At 37.0% G+C, this 18,959-nt stretch carries 18 protein-coding genes; 16 read left to right on the top strand and 2 right to left on the bottom strand.

The window, feature by feature from the left end:
* The first annotated feature begins 13 nt into the window (after positions 1 to 13).
* The gene (locus JG537_RS08985) at positions 14 to 880 is read left to right on the top strand and encodes a YitT family protein (RefSeq protein WP_199545042.1); all 867 of its coding nucleotides are present in this window, start codon (positions 14 to 16) and stop codon (positions 878 to 880) included.
* 103 nt (positions 881 to 983) lie between these two features.
* Positions 984 to 2,405 carry a carboxylesterase family protein gene (locus JG537_RS08990; RefSeq protein ID WP_199545043.1) on the top strand — a complete coding sequence of 474 codons (1,422 nt, stop codon included), beginning with the start codon at positions 984 to 986 and terminating at the stop codon, positions 2,403 to 2,405.
* 29 nt (positions 2,406 to 2,434) lie between these two features.
* Here the strand turns inward: JG537_RS08990 and JG537_RS08995 are convergent, their stop codons facing one another.
* The gene (locus JG537_RS08995; RefSeq protein ID WP_132869075.1) at positions 2,435 to 2,728 is read right to left on the bottom strand and encodes a bacteriocin immunity protein; all 294 of its coding nucleotides are present in this window, start codon (positions 2,726 to 2,728) and stop codon (positions 2,435 to 2,437) included.
* Positions 2,729 to 2,839: 111 nt separating this feature from the next.
* The gene (gene argS, locus JG537_RS09000; RefSeq protein WP_199545044.1) at positions 2,840 to 4,531 is read right to left on the bottom strand and encodes an arginine--tRNA ligase; all 1,692 of its coding nucleotides are present in this window, start codon (positions 4,529 to 4,531) and stop codon (positions 2,840 to 2,842) included.
* Positions 4,532 to 4,720: 189 nt separating this feature from the next.
* Between argS and argR the strand changes: the two genes are divergently transcribed.
* The 14 genes from argR (at position 4,721) to JG537_RS09070 (ending at position 18,959) form a co-directional block, all read left to right on the top strand.
* Positions 4,721 to 5,158: an arginine repressor gene (gene argR / locus JG537_RS09005; RefSeq protein WP_199545046.1), complete on the top strand. Its 438-nt coding sequence runs from the start codon at positions 4,721 to 4,723 to the stop codon at positions 5,156 to 5,158.
* Positions 5,155 to 5,508: a YlbF family regulator gene (locus JG537_RS09010; protein WP_199545058.1), complete on the top strand. Its 354-nt coding sequence runs from the start codon at positions 5,155 to 5,157 to the stop codon at positions 5,506 to 5,508. Before argR ends, JG537_RS09010 begins: the two co-directional genes overlap by 4 nt.
* Positions 5,495 to 8,071, top strand: coding sequence for a DNA mismatch repair protein MutS (gene mutS / locus JG537_RS09015; protein ID WP_199545060.1), 2,577 nt, complete (start codon positions 5,495 to 5,497; stop codon positions 8,069 to 8,071). The genes JG537_RS09010 and mutS overlap by 14 nt, the downstream gene beginning before the upstream one ends.
* Before the next feature lie 120 nt (positions 8,072 to 8,191).
* Entirely contained in the window at positions 8,192 to 10,135 is a 1,944-nt protein-coding gene (gene mutL, locus JG537_RS09020; protein ID WP_199545062.1) for a DNA mismatch repair endonuclease MutL, read from the top strand.
* A gap of 1 nt (position 10,136) precedes the next feature.
* Complete coding sequence (gene ruvA, locus JG537_RS09025; RefSeq protein ID WP_074482326.1) at positions 10,137 to 10,730, top strand: Holliday junction branch migration protein RuvA; 594 nt, start codon at positions 10,137 to 10,139, stop codon at positions 10,728 to 10,730.
* Between the two features lie 29 nt (positions 10,731 to 10,759).
* Positions 10,760 to 11,311: a DNA-3-methyladenine glycosylase I gene (locus tag JG537_RS09030; RefSeq protein WP_165941978.1), complete on the top strand. Its 552-nt coding sequence runs from the start codon at positions 10,760 to 10,762 to the stop codon at positions 11,309 to 11,311.
* Positions 11,312 to 11,493: 182 nt separating this feature from the next.
* Entirely contained in the window at positions 11,494 to 12,696 is a 1,203-nt protein-coding gene (locus JG537_RS09035; protein WP_281402515.1) for an MFS transporter, read from the top strand.
* Between the two features lie 97 nt (positions 12,697 to 12,793).
* Complete coding sequence (locus JG537_RS09040) at positions 12,794 to 14,053, top strand: competence/damage-inducible protein A (RefSeq protein ID WP_199545066.1); 1,260 nt, start codon at positions 12,794 to 12,796, stop codon at positions 14,051 to 14,053.
* A 49-nt stretch (positions 14,054 to 14,102) separates the two neighbouring features.
* Positions 14,103 to 15,257, top strand: a complete 1,155-nt coding sequence (recA, locus tag JG537_RS09045) for a recombinase RecA (protein ID WP_074482330.1) — start codon at positions 14,103 to 14,105, stop codon at positions 15,255 to 15,257.
* A gap of 159 nt (positions 15,258 to 15,416) precedes the next feature.
* A complete protein-coding gene (gene spx, locus JG537_RS09050) occupies positions 15,417 to 15,815 on the top strand; it encodes a transcriptional regulator Spx (RefSeq protein ID WP_004233512.1) in 399 nt (132 codons plus the stop codon).
* 238 nt (positions 15,816 to 16,053) lie between these two features.
* A complete protein-coding gene (locus JG537_RS09055) occupies positions 16,054 to 16,323 on the top strand; it encodes an IreB family regulatory phosphoprotein (RefSeq protein ID WP_003066890.1) in 270 nt (89 codons plus the stop codon).
* A complete protein-coding gene (gene ruvX / locus JG537_RS09060) occupies positions 16,320 to 16,739 on the top strand; it encodes a Holliday junction resolvase RuvX (RefSeq protein WP_132869863.1) in 420 nt (139 codons plus the stop codon). The genes JG537_RS09055 and ruvX overlap by 4 nt, the downstream gene beginning before the upstream one ends.
* Before the next feature lie 32 nt (positions 16,740 to 16,771).
* Positions 16,772 to 17,089, top strand: a complete 318-nt coding sequence (locus JG537_RS09065; protein ID WP_199545068.1) for a DUF1292 domain-containing protein — start codon at positions 16,772 to 16,774, stop codon at positions 17,087 to 17,089.
* Between the two features lie 295 nt (positions 17,090 to 17,384).
* On the top strand, positions 17,385 to 18,959 hold the full coding sequence (locus JG537_RS09070; RefSeq protein ID WP_199545070.1) for a glycosyltransferase family protein: 1,575 nt from the start codon (positions 17,385 to 17,387) through the stop codon (positions 18,957 to 18,959).

Genomic DNA, 18,959 nt, shown 5'->3' on the forward strand with positions numbered 1-18,959 from the left:
GAGGGGTGTCACTATGGCTCAAAAACTTAGACAAATTCGAAGTTTACTATTGATTGCTCTAGGTGTAGCGATTTATACGTTTGGCTTTGTTAAATTTAATATGGCAAACGCTCTTGCTGAAGGTGGTGTTGCTGGGGTAACTTTGATTATTCATGCTCTTTATGGCATCAACCCGGCTTACACTTCCCTTATTTTAAACATTCCCCTATTTATCTTAGGGGCACGTATTTTGGGTAAAAAATCGCTGGCTCTGACTATTTATGGAACAGTTCTATTGTCATTCTTTATTTGGTTCTGGCAACAGATACCAGTGAAGATTGTTCTCCAAAATGATATGATGTTGGTTGCGGTTGTTGCTGGTTTATTTGCTGGTGCCGGCAGTGGACTTGTTTTCCGTTATGGGGCAACGACAGGTGGTACAGATATCATTGGTCGAGTAATTGAAGAAAAATTTGGCTTCAAATTGGGTCAAACCCTTCTCTTTGTTGATGCACTTGTCCTTTTAGCTTCTCTTGTGTACATTGACTTGCAACACATGCTTTATACTTTGGTAGCAAGTTTTGTTTATAGTCAAGTGTTGACAATCGTGCAAAATGGTGGGTACACTGTACGTGGTATGATTATCATAACGCAAAAATCAGAGGAAGCAGCTGCGGCAATTCTTAATGAAATTAATCGTGGTGTGACTTACCTAAATGGACAAGGTGCTTACTCAGGAAATGAAAAGAATATCTTATATGTTGTTTTGAATCCGAGTGAAGTTCGTGATGTCAAAGCAATTATGGCTGGTTTAGATCCTGATGCTTTTATCTCTATTATTGATGTAGATGAAGTAGTGTCATCTGATTTTAAAATTAGACGAAAAAATTATGATAAATGATAAAAAGACGTGGTGTATTGCACCCGTTTTTTTTAATTGACATCAGAAACAAAAATTCATAAACTATAGGAAAACGATTTCAAAGTTTAGGAAGTGATTTGATATGTCAAAAAGAATAGATGTGGCAATTGCTAAAGTTTCAATGATTATTAAAGGTTATGAATGTGGGCCTGGCGTCCCAAGACTACTTGTGCACCTAACACATAAAGTATCAGAGGTTGTATCTGATAAGCTTACAGTAACGACTGCAGGTAAAGAACGCCAGATTAGTCGAGCCTACTTAGCAGATGATAAAGGACAAGAAGTTACTGGTAATAGTGATTATCTAGTCATTCAAATGCCTGTAACTTTTGATAGTCAGAAAAATGCTGCTATAGCCTGTCCATTTTATTATAATCTAGAAACTTTGCATAATACTTGGCTAGAACATTATCCAGTTATTCTAAATGCTTTAGGTGTGAGGGTTGATGGCGACTTAGTCGAATTATCTGGTAGTTATGATATTATCAACAATCGCCTCTCACCCGATACGGAAGTTTTCAATAAGCGTGGTTTTTATTCTGGCACTTACCTTAATCCCTTAACAAAGCAAAAAGAAAAAATCACCCTTCAATATGTATCGTATGAGCCCAAAGCCCAAAAGGCAGAAGAAGGCTTTCCTTTGTTAATTTGGCTTCATGGTCAAGGTGAAGGAGGAACAGATACTGATATTACCTTGTTAGGAAATGAGGTGGTAGCTCTAGCTAAGCCCGCTATTCAATCCCGTTTTACAGCTGGTAAGCAAACAGGTGCCTATGTTTTAGCTATTCAAACCCCAACTTATTGGATGGATGAAGGTGATGGGACAAATGGAGCTGGTGCTGGTGACTCGTGCTATACAGAGGTTTTGATGGATACGATTAAGACTTATGTTGCGAATACTCCCGCTATTAATAAGAAACGAATTTATTTAGCAGGGTGTTCAAATGGTGGTTACATGACCTTGAATTTGGCGATTCGTAACCCTGGGTACTTTGCTGCCCTTGTTCCACAAGCTGCCGCTTATTCTTATTATCAATATGAGCGTAATAGCGATGGCACCTACGTAATAGCTTTTAGTGATACACCTGCATTTGTTAAGACAGATAAGGTTTATTTTGATAAGGATAAGATTGCTGCTCTCAAGGATACTCCAATTTGGTTCATTCACGCAGCAAATGACACAATTGTTAATCCAAAGGATTACGCACTACCTATTTATAAGGCTTTGCTTGATAGCGGAGCTGAGAACAAGTGGTTTTCTTACTTTGAAAGTGTCGAGGGAACAGACATGCAAGGTGTCTCTTACATTGGGCATTTGTCTTGGATTTATTTCTTTAAAGACCAAGTGTCAGGGGTGCAGGATGTCTCTGCTATCAAAAGTGCGAAAGACTTATCAGGCTTTTCTCCAAGTAATAAAGGAAAAGGCGGCACAAGCACAACTAAAGTCTCAGGGAAAACCTACCACAATATCTTTGATTGGTTAAATGACCAGAAGAAAGCATAAAAAAAAGACCGTTAAAACGGTCTTTTTGACTATGGATGAAAGAGGCTGCCTAACATAATAGCAGTAGCGGCATGACCTTTATATTTTTCAGGGCTGTCAGCAATTTCTTTGTAAAGTGCTGTAATTTCAGGTGATGTCTTGAGTTTATGCGTTAGCAAATACATAGAAATGGCATGAGCCAATTTGGTACGTGCTAGTTGATCGTGTTCGTCTTTTTCTAAATCTTTAGCGAGTGCAAAGATGTCTGCTTTTAGAGGCTCATCATCAGGTAAACTAGCATAAGCTTTACTGAGTAATTCCATGAGTTGATTTTCCTTTACCATAATAGAAATCTCCTTTATGATTATGGCAACAGTTTAATATTTTGCTTGAAAAAGGTCAAGAAAAAAGCTGAAACACTGTCTCAGCTTTTTTATCTATATTATCAGAAATGATTACATTTCGTTTGGTGCTTCAACACCAAGAAGACGAAGAGCTTCTTTAAGAACCGTTGCAGTAGCGTAGCTTAATGCTAGGCGGCTGTCACGTTCTGGGCTTTCATCAAGGATACGTGTGTGTGCGTAGTATTTGTTGAAGCTTTGTGCAAGGCTAATAGCAAATTTTGCAATGATTGATGGTTCAAAGTTGTCAGCTGCACGTTTGATAATACGTGGGAAATCTTGGATAAGTTTTACAATTTCCCAGCTTTCAACATCATCAAGGCTGTAAACGTCGTTTACAGATGGTGTAAACTCAGCTTTACGAAGGATTGATTGGATACGAGCGTGAGCGTATTGCACGTAAGGTCCAGTTTCACCTTCAAATGATACCATAGCGTCAAGGTCGAAGTCGTAACCGTTCAAGCGGTCTGTTTTTAAATCGTAGAATTTGATAGCGCCGACACCGACAGCATGAGCAACAGCTTCTTTATCAGCAAGGTTAGGGTTTTTAGCGTTGATTTGATCTTCAGCTCGTTTAACAGCTTCAGCGATTGTTGGTTCAAGAAGGATAACGTTACCTTTACGAGTTGAAAGTTTTTTACCTTCTTTAGTAACAAGACCAAATGGCACGTGAGTGATGTCTTCATTCCATTCAAAGTCCATTTCGTTAAGAACGGCTTTCAATTGTTTGAAGTGAGCTGATTGTTCGTTACCAACAACGTAAATAGCTTTTGCAAAGTCGTAAGTACGTTTACGGTAAAGAGCGGCAGCTAAATCACGTGTGATGTAAAGTGTCGCACCGTCAGATTTTTTGATAAGGGCTGGGTGTTCGATACCATATTTTTCAAGATTAACGACTTGGGCACCTTGAGATTCTTCAAGAAGTCCTTTTTCTGTCAAGATATCGACAACTTCGTCCATTTTATCGTTGTAGAATGCTTCACCGTTAAAGCTATCAAATGAAACATCAAGTTCGTTGTAAAGACGGTTAAATTCAACAAGACTTTCGTCACGGAACCATTGCCATAGTGAGATAGCTTCTTCGTCACCAGCTTCCAATTTACGGAACCACTCACGAGCTTCTTCATCAAGTTCTGGTTTAGTTTCAGCTTCAGCGTTGATACGAACATAAAGTTTCAATAGTTCGTCGATTGGATGAGCTTTAACAGCTTCTTCGTCACCCCATTTTTTGTAAGCGACGATCAACATACCGAATTGTTTACCCCAGTCACCAAGGTGGTTGATTTTAACAGCTTTATAGCCAAGCTTTTCAAAAATGTTAGCCAAGCTATCACCAATAACAGTTGAACGAAGGTGTCCAATTGAGAATGGTTTTGCGATGTTTGGACTAGACATATCGATAGCAACATTGCGACCGTGTCCTAGATCTTGACTAGCGTAGTCGCTTCCGTTAGCGATAACTTGTCCTAGGACATCAGCAGAGATGCTTTTTTTGTCAAGGAAGAAGTTAATGTATGGGCCAACAGCTTCGATTTTTTCAAAACCTGTTGTATCCATTTTTTCAGCAATATCTGCTGCAATCATTTGTGGTGCTTTACGAAGGATTCGAGCCAATGAGAATGCTGGAAAGGCAAGATCCCCCATATCAGAATTTTTTGGCACTTCAAGCAGATTAACAATTTGTTCTTGGTCTAATTCTGGAACAATAGTTTGAATGCGTTCTGCAATTGTACGTTTAGTATCCATGATTTTCTCCTAAATTAGTTAGTCATATTATTTTAACATAAAAATAAGAAATAAACGAGGTTAGTGACAAGAAAACGTTTGAAGGAGTAAAAATTAGGAGGTTATAGGAAAGATGGGCGATGGAAAGGTGAAAAAATTTCATTTTTTTGGTATAATTTTAAGGATAAATATACACAAAGGGAAAGTTAAATGAATAAAATAGAACGTCAAAATCGAATCAAACGTTTGATTCAGTCAGGCCATATTGGCACACAAGAGGAAATCAAGCGACATTTGCAAGAAGAAGGCATTAATGTTACGCAAGCCACTTTGTCACGAGACCTCCGTGAGATTGGACTTTTGAAATTGCGTGATGCTTCAGGAAAACTTTACTACAGCTTGTCTGAGACTGCAGAAACAACATTTGGAGCTAATATCCGTTCGTATATTTTAAAAGTAGCTCGTGCTGGTTTTATGTTGGTATTGCACACTAATCTCGGTGAAGCAGATGTTTTAGCAAACTTGATTGATAGCAGTGATATTTTTGAAATTCTTGGAACTGTGGCTGGTGCTGATACATTGTTAGTGATTTGTAAAGATGAAGAAACTGCTCAAGCATTTGAGCGCGATTTATCAACAGGACTATGAGCAATTACGATCAAGCCGTTGAAAAACTACTACAAGCTATTAAAATGCATGACAGTGTGGTTGACTTTCAAAAGGTTGAAGAAAAAATGAAAGACTTTCCAGAACTAGAAGAATTGGTCCAGGATATGAAAGCTTACCAGCAGGAAGCTGTACTTTTTCACAAGATAGATAAGTCTTGTGCTGAGAAGAAAGCTGGCGAGCAAGCTGACCAATTGCGAGAAGAATTATCAGATCTTCCAATTGTTAAGGATTATCGTGCTAAAATGCAAGATGCAAGTGATCTAGTTCAATATATTACAAATAGCTTGGAAACTAAAATTAACGAGGAGTTAAATAATGGCAAAAGATAAAATTTCTCCAGGCATGCAACAGTATTTGGACGTCAAAAAAGACTATCCAGATGCTTTTTTACTTTTCCGCATGGGAGACTTTTACGAATTATTTTATGATGATGCAGTTAAGGCTGCTCAAATTTTAGAGATTAGTTTAACTAGTCGTAATAAAAATGCTGACAATCCTATTCCAATGGCAGGAGTACCTTATCACTCAGCTCAACAATACATTGATGTGTTAGTTGAGATGGGATATAAGGTAGCCATTGCCGAGCAGATGGAAGATCCTAAACAGGCTGTTGGTGTGGTTAAGCGTGAAGTTGTCCAAGTGATTACACCAGGAACTGCTGTTGATTCCTCTAAACCTGACAATGCCAACAATTTCTTAGTAGCTATTGATTCTGATGGCAAAAACTTTGGTTTGGCTTATATGGATGTCTCAACAGGTGAATTTTATGCTACAAGCCTCTCAGACTTTACTAGTCTAAAAAGTGAAATTTTAAACCTTAAAGCTCGTGAGATTGTAGTCGGATATGAGCTTTCAGAAGATGAACAACATAGCTTAGTTAAACAACTCAATTTATTACTTTCGTTTGAGCAAGAGCGTTATGAAGATGTGCATTTGATTGATCCTAATTTAACAGCTTTAGAGATTTCTGCTGCTGAAAAATTACTTCAATACGTTCATACAACGCAGAAACGTGAATTGAGTCACTTGCAAAAGCTTGTTCACTATGAAATTAAGGATTATTTGCAAATGTCTTATACGACAAAATCTAGTCTTGATTTGCTAGAAAATGCTCGAACTAGCAAAAAACACGGTAGTCTTTACTGGTTACTAGATGAAACCAAGACGGCTATGGGGATGCGTCTGTTGCGTAACTGGATTGATCGTCCTTTAGTTAATCAAGAACAAATTGAAGAACGCCAAAATATTGTTCAAGTGTTCTTGGATAATTTCTTTGAACGTAGCGATTTGACAGATAGTCTTAAAGGTGTTTACGATATTGAGCGCTTGGCTAGTCGTGTGTCATTTGGAAAAGCTAACCCAAAAGATTTATTACAACTCGGTCATACTTTGGCACAAGTGCCAACGATTAAGGTGATTTTGGAATCGTTTGATAGTCCTCACCTTGACAAGCTTGTCAACAGCATTGACACTTTGCCAGAACTAGAATCTTTGATTAGCTCTGCTATTGATCCAGATGCTCAGGCAGTGATTACAGAAGGAAGTATTATCAAAACTGGCTTTGATGAAACTTTGGATAAATATCGCAAAGTCATGCGTGAAGGCACAAGTTGGATTGCTGAAATTGAAGCTAAAGAACGTGCAGCTAGTGGGATTACAAACTTAAAAATTGATTACAATAAAAAAGATGGTTACTATTTTCATGTGACAAATTCAAATCTTTCTTTGGTGCCAGATTACTTCTTCCGTAAAGCAACTTTGAAGAATTCAGAGCGTTTTGGTACGGCAGAATTAGCTAAAATCGAAGGCGAAATGTTAGAAGCGCGTGAGCAATCAGCGAGTCTGGAATACGATATTTTCATGCGCGTTCGCGCACAGGTGGAACGTTATATTTCACGTCTTCAAGATTTGGCAAAAGCTATTTCTACAGTCGATGTTTTGCAAAGTTTGGCAGTGGTTGCGGAAAACAACCATTATGTTCGTCCAAGCTTTAATGATAGCCATGAAATTAAGATTGAAAAAGGACGTCATGCGGTTGTTGAAAAAGTGATGGGCACACAGGAATACATCCCAAATACCATTACTTTTGGTAGAAACACTAATATTCAGTTAATTACTGGTCCTAATATGAGTGGTAAGTCAACTTATATGCGTCAGTTAGCTTTGACGGTTATCATGGCTCAGATGGGGTCATACGTTGCTGCTGAGAGTGTCAGTCTTCTCGTTTTTGATGCGATTTTCACACGTATCGGTGCGGCGGATGATTTGATTTCAGGTCAATCAACCTTTATGGTGGAAATGATGGAAGCTAATCAAGCTATCAAACGAGCAAGCGAGCAATCACTTATTTTGTTTGATGAATTGGGACGTGGCACTGCAACTTACGATGGTATGGCCTTGGCGCAATCAATTATTGAGTACATTCATGATCATATTGGCGCTAAGACAATGTTTGCAACCCACTATCATGAGTTGACATCTCTGTCAACTACCTTGACACATCTTGTCAATGTGCATGTTGCAACTTTAGAACGTAATGGTGACGTCACTTTCCTCCACAAAATTGCAGAAGGACCTGCGGATAAATCTTATGGTATTCATGTGGCAAAAATTGCAGGTTTGCCAGAAGATTTATTGCAACGAGCAGATAGCATTTTAACGAATCTAGAATCAGGTGCTGCTCAACTTCATTTGACAGCAGATGCAGTAGATGTTGAAGAAGAGACTCAAGTGAAGAATGAGGTTGAAGAACCTGTTGCAGAACAATTGAGCTTGTTTGCAGATGAATCAAATAACCAAGAGATAATTGAAGCTCTTAAAAAAGTAGATTTGATGAATCTAACTCCGATGCAAGCCATGAATGTTATTTATGAGCTAAAAAATATGTTATAAAATTAAGAGGTAATCTGAAAGCAGATTGCCTTTTTACTTTGTGTTATAATTAAAGGTAAACAGTCGTGAATGAAAGGAAAGGGAATGCTAGCTTAAAACAGCATTTCTATCAGATAAATTATGAGTAAAATTATTGAGTTGCCAGAAGTTTTGGCCAACCAAATTGCTGCTGGTGAAGTTATCGAACGACCAGCCAGTGTTGTGAAAGAATTGGTAGAAAATTCGATTGATGCTGCCAGTAGTCAAATTACCATTGAAATCGAAGAATCTGGTCTCAAGAAGATTCAAGTGACTGATAATGGTGAAGGAATTGCTCAAGAAGATGTGGCTCTTAGTTTACATCGCCATGCTACCAGCAAGATTAAAAGTCAAGCTGATCTTTTTCGAATTAGAACTTTGGGATTTCGTGGTGAAGCCATTCCCTCAATTGCTTCTATTAGCCACTTTACGGTAAAAACAGCGACGGCTGATGAAAATTATGGAACTCTCTTGGTGGCTAAAGGTGGCGAAATCGAAACACAAGAACCGATTTCAACACCGGTCGGAACAAAAATTACGGTTGAAAATCTTTTTTACAACACACCTGCTCGTCTTAAATACATGAAGAGTCTTCAATCAGAGTTAGCTCATATTGTGGATGTGGTTAATCGTTTGAGTTTAGCACACCCAGAAATTGCCTTTACTTTGATTAATGATGGCCGTCAAATGACAACAACTTCTGGTACAGGAGATTTGCGCCAAGCCATTGCAGGGATTTATGGCTTGAATACGGCTAAGAAAATGATTGAGATTTCGAATGCTGATCTTGATTTTGAAGTCTCTGGATACATCAGTTTGCCAGAATTGACACGAGCTAATCGTAATTACATTACAATTTTGATTAATGGTCGTTACATTAAAAACTTTTTGCTTAATCGTGCTATTTTAGATGGCTACGGTTCAAAATTGATGGTTGGACGTTTTCCGATTGCTGTCATTGACATCCAGATTGACCCTTACCTTGCCGATGTCAATGTTCACCCGACGAAACAAGAAGTCCGTATCTCAAAAGAAAAAGAGTTGATGAGCTTAATCAGCTCTGCAATTGCAGAGAGTTTGCGTGAGCAAGATTTGATACCAGATGCACTGGAAAATCTAGCTAAGTCAAGCACTCGTGGTTTGCCAAAACCAGAGCAAACGAGCTTGCCGTTGAAACAAACTGATCTTTACTATGATAAAGAACGTCATGATTTCTTTGTAAAATCAGATACGGTTGAAGAGCAACCTGTACAGCTGTTTAATGAGGTTGACACTCCTGTCAAGGAAGTTGACAATCAGTCATCGGTGAAATTTGCACAGCGCTCAACTGTAGAACACCAGGGTGCAGATGAACACGATGAGCTTGATTTTAAAAATAAAAGCAAGCTCAATAAGATGATTGAAAACCTAGATAGTGAAGAAGCATCGACATTCCCAGAATTAGAATATTTTGGTCAAATGCATGGGACTTATCTGTTTGCACAAGGAAATGGTGGCCTTTATATTATTGATCAGCATGCGGCGCAAGAACGTGTTAAATATGAGTATTATCGCGATAAAATTGGAGAAGTTGATGACTCTCTTCAACAACTCCTGATGCCATATTTATTTGAATTTTCAGGAGCTGATTTTATTAAGCTACAAGAAAAAATGGAGCTGTTGAATCAAGTTGGGATTAATTTGGAACCATATGGTAACAATACTTTTATTCTCCGTGAGCATCCTATTTGGATGAAAGAAGAGGAAATTGAGACAGCTGTTTATGAAATGTGTGACATGTTGCTGTTGACAAATGAAGTATCAGTGAAAAAATACCGTGCCGAATTAGCCATTATGATGTCATGTAAACGATCAATCAAGGCTAATCACATACTGGATGATTATTCAGCACGTCAGTTGATAGTGCAATTATCTCACTGTAAAAATCCTTATAACTGTCCACACGGACGCCCAGTACTTGTCAACTTTACCAAGTCAGACATGGAAAAAATGTTCCGTCGCATTCAGGAAAATCACACAAGTTTAAGAGAGTTAGGAAAATACTAAAATGTACGATTATATCAAAGGAAAACTAACCAAAATTACCGCTAAATACATCGTTGTCGAAGCAGGTGGTTTAGGCTATATTATCAACGTTGCCAACCCTTATAGCTTTTCAGATTTGATGAACCAAGAGGTGCAAGTTTATCTTCACCAAGTGGTGCGTGAAGATGCTCAATTGTTATTTGGGTTTCACACAGAAGATGAAAAAGCAGTCTTTCTCAATTTGATTTCAGTTTCTGGGATTGGTCCGACAACTGCGCTAGCCATCATTGCGGTAGATGATAATGAGGGCTTGGTCAATGCCATTGATACAAGTGATATCAAGTATTTGATGAAATTCCCAAAAATTGGTAAAAAAACTGCTCAACAAATGATTTTGGATTTGGCTGGAAAATTTGTCGATGTTTCTGTGGAAAATGGCAAAGCTTCTCAGACAAAAACAGTTGCCAACGAGCAACTTGAAGAAGCCATGGAAGCTCTTTTGGCACTTGGCTATAAAGCTGCAGAGCTCAAGAAAATTCGTAAGTTCTTTGAAGGAACAAATGAAACAGCAGAACAATACATCAAATCAAGCCTTAAAATGTTGATGAAAGGCTAAGAATCAAGGAATTTTAGGAGATGTTTCACATGAAACGTTGTAGTTGGGTGAAGGAAAGTAATCCTTTATATGTCGCATATCACGATGACGAGTGGGGCAAACCACTTCACGATGATTGTAAACTATTTGAGCTTTTATGTCTTGAAACCTATCAAGCTGGTCTATCGTGGGAGATTGTACTTAATAAACGACAGGCTTTTAACGAGGCTTTTCATCATTATGATATTCAAAAAGTTGCTCAGATGACTGATGATGAACTTGATGGTTTACTTACAAATTCAGCTATTGTGAGAAATCGTCGTAAGATTTATGCGACTAGGGCAAATGCTCAGGCTTTTATCAAGGTTCAGGAAGAATTTGGTTCATTTGATCGCTACCTATGGGAGTGGGTTGATTTTACGCCTCTTGTTAATGAGGTGGAGGATTATGCGACCTTTCCAGCTAGCACGCCTTTGTCTGAAAGACTTTCTAAAGATTTAAAAAAGCGTGGGTTCAAATTTGTTGGGCCAGTATGCGCATATTCCTATCTTCAAGCGGCTGGTTTAGTAAACGATCATGAAATTGATTGTGATTTTAGATAGTTAATGGTCATCTGGAAAGTTATTTCCAGATGATTTTTTGTTAAATAAGAAAAGTTGACAGACTGTGAAAAGAATGAACGTGTAATGCTGATGAAATATAGCAAATAGCACTTGACATTGCTTGTAAATTAGAGTATTTTGGAAGGAAAAAATAAGCAAGGGCAGGTGGGATTATGAAGAAAATGACTAGAAATACTTTTGTCTATTTTTTATCGAATTTTTTAGTAACGGTGGCTTATTCTATGCCGCACTCGATTTTAACGGTTATTTTACTAGCCAAAGGGGTGACCTTGTCACAAATCTTGCTGATTCAATCAGCTTATAGCATTGCGATTGTCTTGTTTGAATTTCCAAGTGGCTTGTTAGCAGATAATTATTCTCGGAAAAATCTTTATAGTCTATCAAAGGTCTTCTTGATAGTCATGTTTTTGATTGTGCTTTTTAGTAGTAATTTTTATCTGATTTTTTTAGCATGGTTTTGTTATGGAATAGCTGCTGCTTTGGATAGTGGGACTCTTGATGCTTACATTATTAATCAATTGAAGTTAGCTGGTCGTGAAAATGAGCTTCAAAGATTTTTAGCCCTTAGCAATCGTTTAGAAATTGTTGGATTACTTCTTGGGAGTAGTTTAGGTGGCATTCTTTATCAGTTTATTGGCATCAACATTTATGTGTTAGGAACTGTTTTCTTAGTAGCTTCAACCTTGATTAGCTTTTTTTTATTTAGAGAAAAGACAAAATCTGCTGGTTTACAAGAGAGTCATGTTAGTGTACTAAAAAATCAGATTAGGGACAGCTTTAAGGAACTGCGCAAGCAACCACGCTTGAGCTTAATTCTGATTTTTGATTTCTTAAGTCAGATTTTCTTTCAAACACATTTTCAATTATGGCAGTCATTTTTCTTAAGCAAGGGGATTAGTAGCCATTATTTCCCTGCCTTTTATATTGCTTTTCAAGTGATTACACTATTTTCTTATTCAATTAATATTGAGGGTATTAAGAAATATAAAGGAATTATTAAATTGAGTCCTTTAATTATTTTTCTCCCTTTGACTTTCTTTTCAAGTCACTTAGGTATCTTTTTATCAGCTTATTTTATCTTTATTTTTGTTTTTTACGTTATTGAGTTTATCTTAAATTATCAGTTTAATAAGATGGTGTCGATTGAGAATATTTCATCATTGGTTTCATTTAAATCAACAGTCAGTCGAATCGGCAGTATTCTTTTGTTATGTGTCTTGAGTTTTATGGTGAAAATAACAGCAGTCGAGATGGTTATGGCTATTAATTTCATGACTTCCTTACTTTTATTATCAGTTTTAGCTGTATTTTTCATGAAAAAAGCAAAGGTTGACACTTCTGTAAAGAAAGTTGACAATAAATGATATGGGGAAACGGATGCTTTATCGCAAAAAGTCATTCATTTTCCATATTTTTTGATAGAATAAAATTAAATTACGAATAGATAAGTAGGTGGCAAATATGAAAGCTGAGATTATTGCTGTTGGGACAGAAATCTTAACAGGACAAATCACAAATACTAATGCACAGTTCTTATCAGAAGAATTTGCAAAACTTGGTATTGATGTCTTTTTCCAAACAGCTGTTGGAGATAATGAAGAACGTCTTTTGTCAATTATTGATTTGGCAAGTAAACGTAGTGATTTAGTTGTTTTGTGCGGTGGCTTAGGACCAACTGAGGATGATTTAACAAAACAAACTTTGGCAAAATATTTAGGGCGTAACTTGGTTTTTGATGAAAAAGCAAGTAAACGTCTAGATGAGTTCTTTGCCACACGTCCACAATTTACGAGAACAGCTAACAATGAACGTCAAGCCCAATTGATTGAAGGATCTACACCTTTACAAAATAGTACAGGTTTAGCTGTTGGTGGTGTGATAGAAGTTAACGGTGTTACTTATGTTGTTCTTCCTGGACCACCAAGTGAACTTAAACCAATGGTTTGGGATTATTTAGTACCTTTGTTATCTAGTGATCACAAGCAGCTTTACTCTCGTGTTTTGCGATTCTTTGGGATTGGTGAAAGTCAGCTAGTGACCGTTTTGTCAGATTTGATTGATAATCAAACAGATCCAACCATTGCTCCTTATGCTAAGACAGGGGAGGTAACCCTTCGTTTGTCAACAAAAGCAGACGATATTGAGTCAGCTAAAGCGAAACTAGATGACCTAGAGCATAAAATTCTTGCAAAGAAAACCTTAAATAGTATTCCACTTGAAAATCTTCTTTACGGTTACGGCGATGATAACAGCATGGCGCGTGTTGTTTTTGACTTACTTAAGCAAAAACATAAGACTATCACAGCTGCAGAAAGTTTAACAGCAGGGTTATTTCAATCAAGTATTGCTGACTTTTCAGGCTCTTCAGCAGTCTTTAACGGCGGTTTTGTGACTTACAGTATTGAAGAAAAAGCCAAAATGCTTCAGATTCCACTCGAAGATTTGCAAGAACATGGTGTTGTTAGTCACTTTACAGCTGAAAAAATGGCAGAGCAATCACGATTATTAACAGATGCTGATTTTGGTATTGGTTTAACAGGGGTCGCTGGTCCAGATAGCTTAGAAGGTCAACCAGCAGGTACAGTTTTCATAGGTATTGCTACTAGAAAAAAAGTTCATTCTATTCGTGTTGTTATAGGTGGACGAAGTCGTTCAGATGTCCGTCATATTGCATGCTTGTATGCTTTTAACTTAGTACGTCAAGCTTTATTACAAGATTAAATTTTGCTATAATAGAGCTAGTATCTCGAACAAACAGAAAGGGAAAAATTTGGCTAAAAAGACAAAGAAAACAGAAGCTATCACGAAGAAATTCGGTGATGAGCGTAAAAAAGCACTTGATGATGCTTTGAAATTAATTGAAAAGGATTTTGGTAAGGGAGCTGTTATGCGCCTGGGTGAACGCGCTGAACAAAAAGTTCAAGTGATGAGTTCAGGTAGCTTGGCTCTTGATATTGCTCTTGGAGCAGGTGGTTATCCTAAAGGACGTATCATTGAAATCTATGGTCCTGAAAGTTCAGGTAAAACAACTGTAGCTCTTCATGCTGTAGCACAAGCTCAAAAAGAAGGCGGTATCGCAGCCTTTATCGATGCTGAACATGCCCTTGACCCAGCTTATGCAGCAGCCCTTGGTGTCAATATTGATGAATTGCTTTTGTCACAACCAGACTCAGGTGAACAAGGTCTTGAAATCGCTGGAAAATTGATTGATTCAGGAGCTGTTGATCTTGTTGTTGTCGACTCTGTTGCAGCTCTTGTTCCACGTGCCGAAATTGATGGTGATATTGGTGATAACCACGTTGGTTTACAAGCTCGTATGATGAGTCAAGCCATGCGTAAACTTTCAGCATCTATCAATAAAACAAAAACAATTGCTATCTTTATTAACCAATTGCGTGAAAAAGTTGGGGTTATGTTCGGTAACCCAGAAACAACACCTGGTGGTCGTGCCCTTAAATTCTATTCTTCAGTTCGTCTTGACGTGCGAGGAAACACACAAATTAAAGGTACTGGTGACCAAAAAGATAGCAACATTGGTAAAGAAACTAAAATCAAAGTGGTTAAAAACAAAGTTGCTCCACCATTTAAAACTGCTGAAGTGGAAATTATGTATGGTGAAGGTATTTCACGTACAGGTGAATTGATTAAAATCGCTAGTGATTTGGACATCATTAAAAAAGCTGGAGCTTGGTTCTCTTACAATGGTGAAAAAATTGGTCAAGGTTCTGAAAATGCTAAGAAATATTTAGCTGATCATCCAGAAATTTTTGATGAAATTGATCACAAAGTTCGTGTTCACTACGGATTGGTTGAAGAAACTGAAGATGAAAAAGCTGCAAATCTTGCTGATGAAAAAGCCGCAGCGACTGAAAAAGTAGATGAAGTTGTCCTTGATTTGGATGATGCTATCGAAATCGAAGAATAAAAGTGAAAATATAAAAGGAAGCTGTATCAGCTTCTTTTTTCTTACAAAAAAGCAATCTTTTTAATTGACTTTTTAGAAAAATAGGTCTTAGGTCCCATGTGTTCCACAGTGTATGTGTGCTATAATACAACTATCATGGGATAGAAAGTGAGAGTGCACATGATTAAAATTTACACAATTTCAAGTTGTACAAGCTGTAAGAAAGCCAAAACATGGCTCAACGCTCATCAGCTCCCTTATAAAGAACAGAATTTAGGAAAAGAACCACTATCACGAGAAGAAATCTTAGCGATATTAACGAAAACAGAAAACGGTATTGAAAGCATTGTTTCATCTAAAAACCGTTATGCAAAAGCACTTGACTGCGATATTGAAGAATTAAGCCTAAGTGAGGTTATTGATCTCATTCAAGCTAATCCACGTATCTTAAAGAGCCCAATTTTGATTGATGATAAACGTCTTCAGGTTGGGTATAAAGAAGATGATATCCGTGCTTTCTTGCCACGCTCTATTCGTAACGTGGAAAATGCAGAAGCTCGTTTGCGCGCAGCTTTATAAATGTGATTTATATAGTAGAAAAAGGCTCGTTTGGGCCTTTTTTATCTTCCTATTTACGGATAATATAGTGAAAATTTGAAAAAGGTTACATGCTATTTGTGTCAGCTTTTATAACAATTTTTTCTGAAATGGATTTGAAATCAAAATAAACTTTGGTTAAATAAAGTCAGATTCTTGTGAAATCTTAGTGAATAAGCTATAATAATTGGTGACAGCTATTTAGAAAGAAGGTGTAAGTATGGGATTTACAGATGAAACTGTACGCTTTAATTTAGACGATAGCAACAAGAAAGAAATTAGTGAAACTTTAACAACGGTTTATCGCTCTCTTGATGAAAAAGGTTATAATCCAATCAATCAGATTGTAGGATATGTCCTAAGTGGTGACCCTGCTTATGTGCCTCGTTACAATGATGCCAGAAATCAAATTCGTAAATACGAACGTGACGAAATTGTTGAAGAGCTTGTCCGCTATTATCTCAAAGGAAATGGAATTGACTTGAAATGAGAATCATGGGACTAGATGTCGGCTCAAAGACTGTTGGTGTGGCAATTAGCGACCCACTTGGTTTTACAGCGCAAGGTGTAGAAATTATCAAAATTGATGAAGAAGCTGGCGAATTTGGCTTTGAAAGACTTGGAGAGTTAGTTAAACAGTATAAAGTTGATAAGTTTGTGGTTGGTCTACCTAAAAACATGAACAATACTGAAGGACCTCGTGTAGAAGCAAGTAAGGCCTACGGTGACCAAATCGCAGAACTTTTCAATATTCCAGTAGATTATCAAGATGAACGTTTAACAACTGTTCAAGCAGAACGTATGTTAGTAGAACAGGCTGACGTTAGTCGTGGTAAGCGTAAAAAAGTTATCGACAAATTAGCTGCACAGCTTATTTTGCAAAATTATTTAGATAGAATGTTTTAATCTAATCATTAATTCATTTAAAGGAGACAATTATGGCACATAACCATAACCACGATCATAACCATGATCACGAGCATGAAGTTATTACACTTGTAGATGAGCAAGGTAATGAAACACTTTTTGAAATTCTTTTGACAATTGATGGTCGCGAAGAATTCGGTAAAAACTATGTTCTTTTGGTACCAGCTGGTGCTGAAGAAGACGAACAAGGTCAAATTGATATTCAAGCTTACTCATTCACAGAAAATGAAGATGGTACTGAAGGTGACCTTCAACCAATCCCTGAAGACTCAGATGCTGAATGGGATATGATTGAAGAAGTTTTCAACAGCTTCTTAGATGAAGACTAAGTTTGTAAGATGAGAGATTAGGAGTTATTCCTAATCTCTTTTTTCATAGATAGGATAATACTAAGGAAGTCAAAAATGCCTCCTTTTTATTTTTACGAATAGGTAAATTAAAGGGGGACATTTTATGGAGAAAAATAGTCATTTAAGCGAAGAGGAAAAGGATTTCCTAAAACGCTATCAAAACAAGCCATATCACTGTTTTAGGGAAATTTTAGCTTATTGTGTTATCCTTAACAAATTGACTAATGATTAGTTTCTGTTATACTTAGAGTAAGACAATTCAAGGAGAGAATAAGTGAATACATCAGAACAAGCAAATGTAGATCAGACTGCTGTGTCATCTTACAGCCGATCATCTCGTAAAGTAGGTGAAAGTAGTAGTCATCTAGAACCTTCTAGACGAACAAAAGTACCGCAACCTCATAAACTTTATATTTTATTATTGAGTGTTGTAGTAAGCTGTTTATCAGTAGCTGTACCTATGTTTACCGATATGGCAAATAGCCTACAATCACAAAATCTTTATATTGGATTAATGTTTGCCCAAGGGCATCTTCCATTTACCGATATGTTTGCAACAGGTGGTTTCCTTTATTATGCAGTGATTGCCTTGGCTTACACTCTAGGATCTACTCTTTGGTTAGTTCCAATTCAAATTGTAACTTTCTATTTATCAGGAATTTATTTCTATAAATTAGTTAACTATTTTACAGATAGTCAACGTGTAGCAGTTGCTTTTAGCGGAGCTTTCTATCTGCTTAATGTTGCTCTTGGCTTCGGTGGCTTATATCCTATTCAATTTGCAATGCCTTTTGTTATGGTGTCATTGTGGTTCTTAACAAAATATTTTGCCGATATTATTAAAGATGAAGCCTTTATTTTGTATGGATTTGCTGGCGCGGCAGCAATGCTTTTAGAGCCTCGTACTTTAGTGTTCTGGGCGCTTTCTTTCCTAACAATTATTATATTTAACTTAAAACAAAAACATTTTGCGCGTGGTTTCTACCAACTATTGTGTATCATTTTTGGGACTATTTTGGTATTTTACACAGCTGGTTACTTTATTTTAAATGCTCAAGTATTGTTACCATATATTACGCAAGCTATTGTTTATCAATTTACTTATTTTGCGACAAGTGATGGTAACTTGATTTTGACTTTATTGTTCCAACTTGTTTTGGCCTTAGCGTCTGGAATTTTATTAGGAGCTTTGTCATTTGGTAAAGTACTCAAGGGTGAGGACAAAGTATCTAAATGGCTCATTTTCATAGTATTTTTGATCTTTTTTGTGATTGATTTATTCACACAAAGTTATCAATTTTATAATTTGTTGGCAGCATTGCCATTTGGATTATTGTTGACGGCTGTACTTTTGGGTGAACAATATAAACGTAGTTTGATAAAAACATCACATCGTCGTAGAAAAGCTTCTGATAATGCTGGAAGTTTTGGTTTGTATCTCAGACGTCATTTCTATTTACCAATTTTGGTACTTGTATTTGGTGTTGGACAACCTTTGGTGCAAACTGTTTTAGCAGCTAATACAAATAGTGAACGTACAACCATTGCAAATTATCTTGCTAGAGAAGCATCAAAAGAAGATACGATCTATGTTTGGGATGATTCATCTAAAATTGGGATTGATAGTCAATTGGCAAGTAGTTCACAATTTACATCGCCAGTAGTTAACACAACTAAATCTGCTAATAAGAAAGTTTTAGAAGATGAATTACTACAAAATCTAGGGTCATATATTGTGGTTAATAAGGACCAAAAAATTTCTGATTCACTTAAAAATAATTTTTCTACTAACTACGAAGAGCTCCAAATCGGCGGTATTACAGGCTTTACCGTCTATCATACAAAATAA

It is taken from the genome of Streptococcus vicugnae (assembly GCF_016461705.1).
Classification (GTDB): domain Bacteria; phylum Bacillota; class Bacilli; order Lactobacillales; family Streptococcaceae; genus Streptococcus; species Streptococcus vicugnae.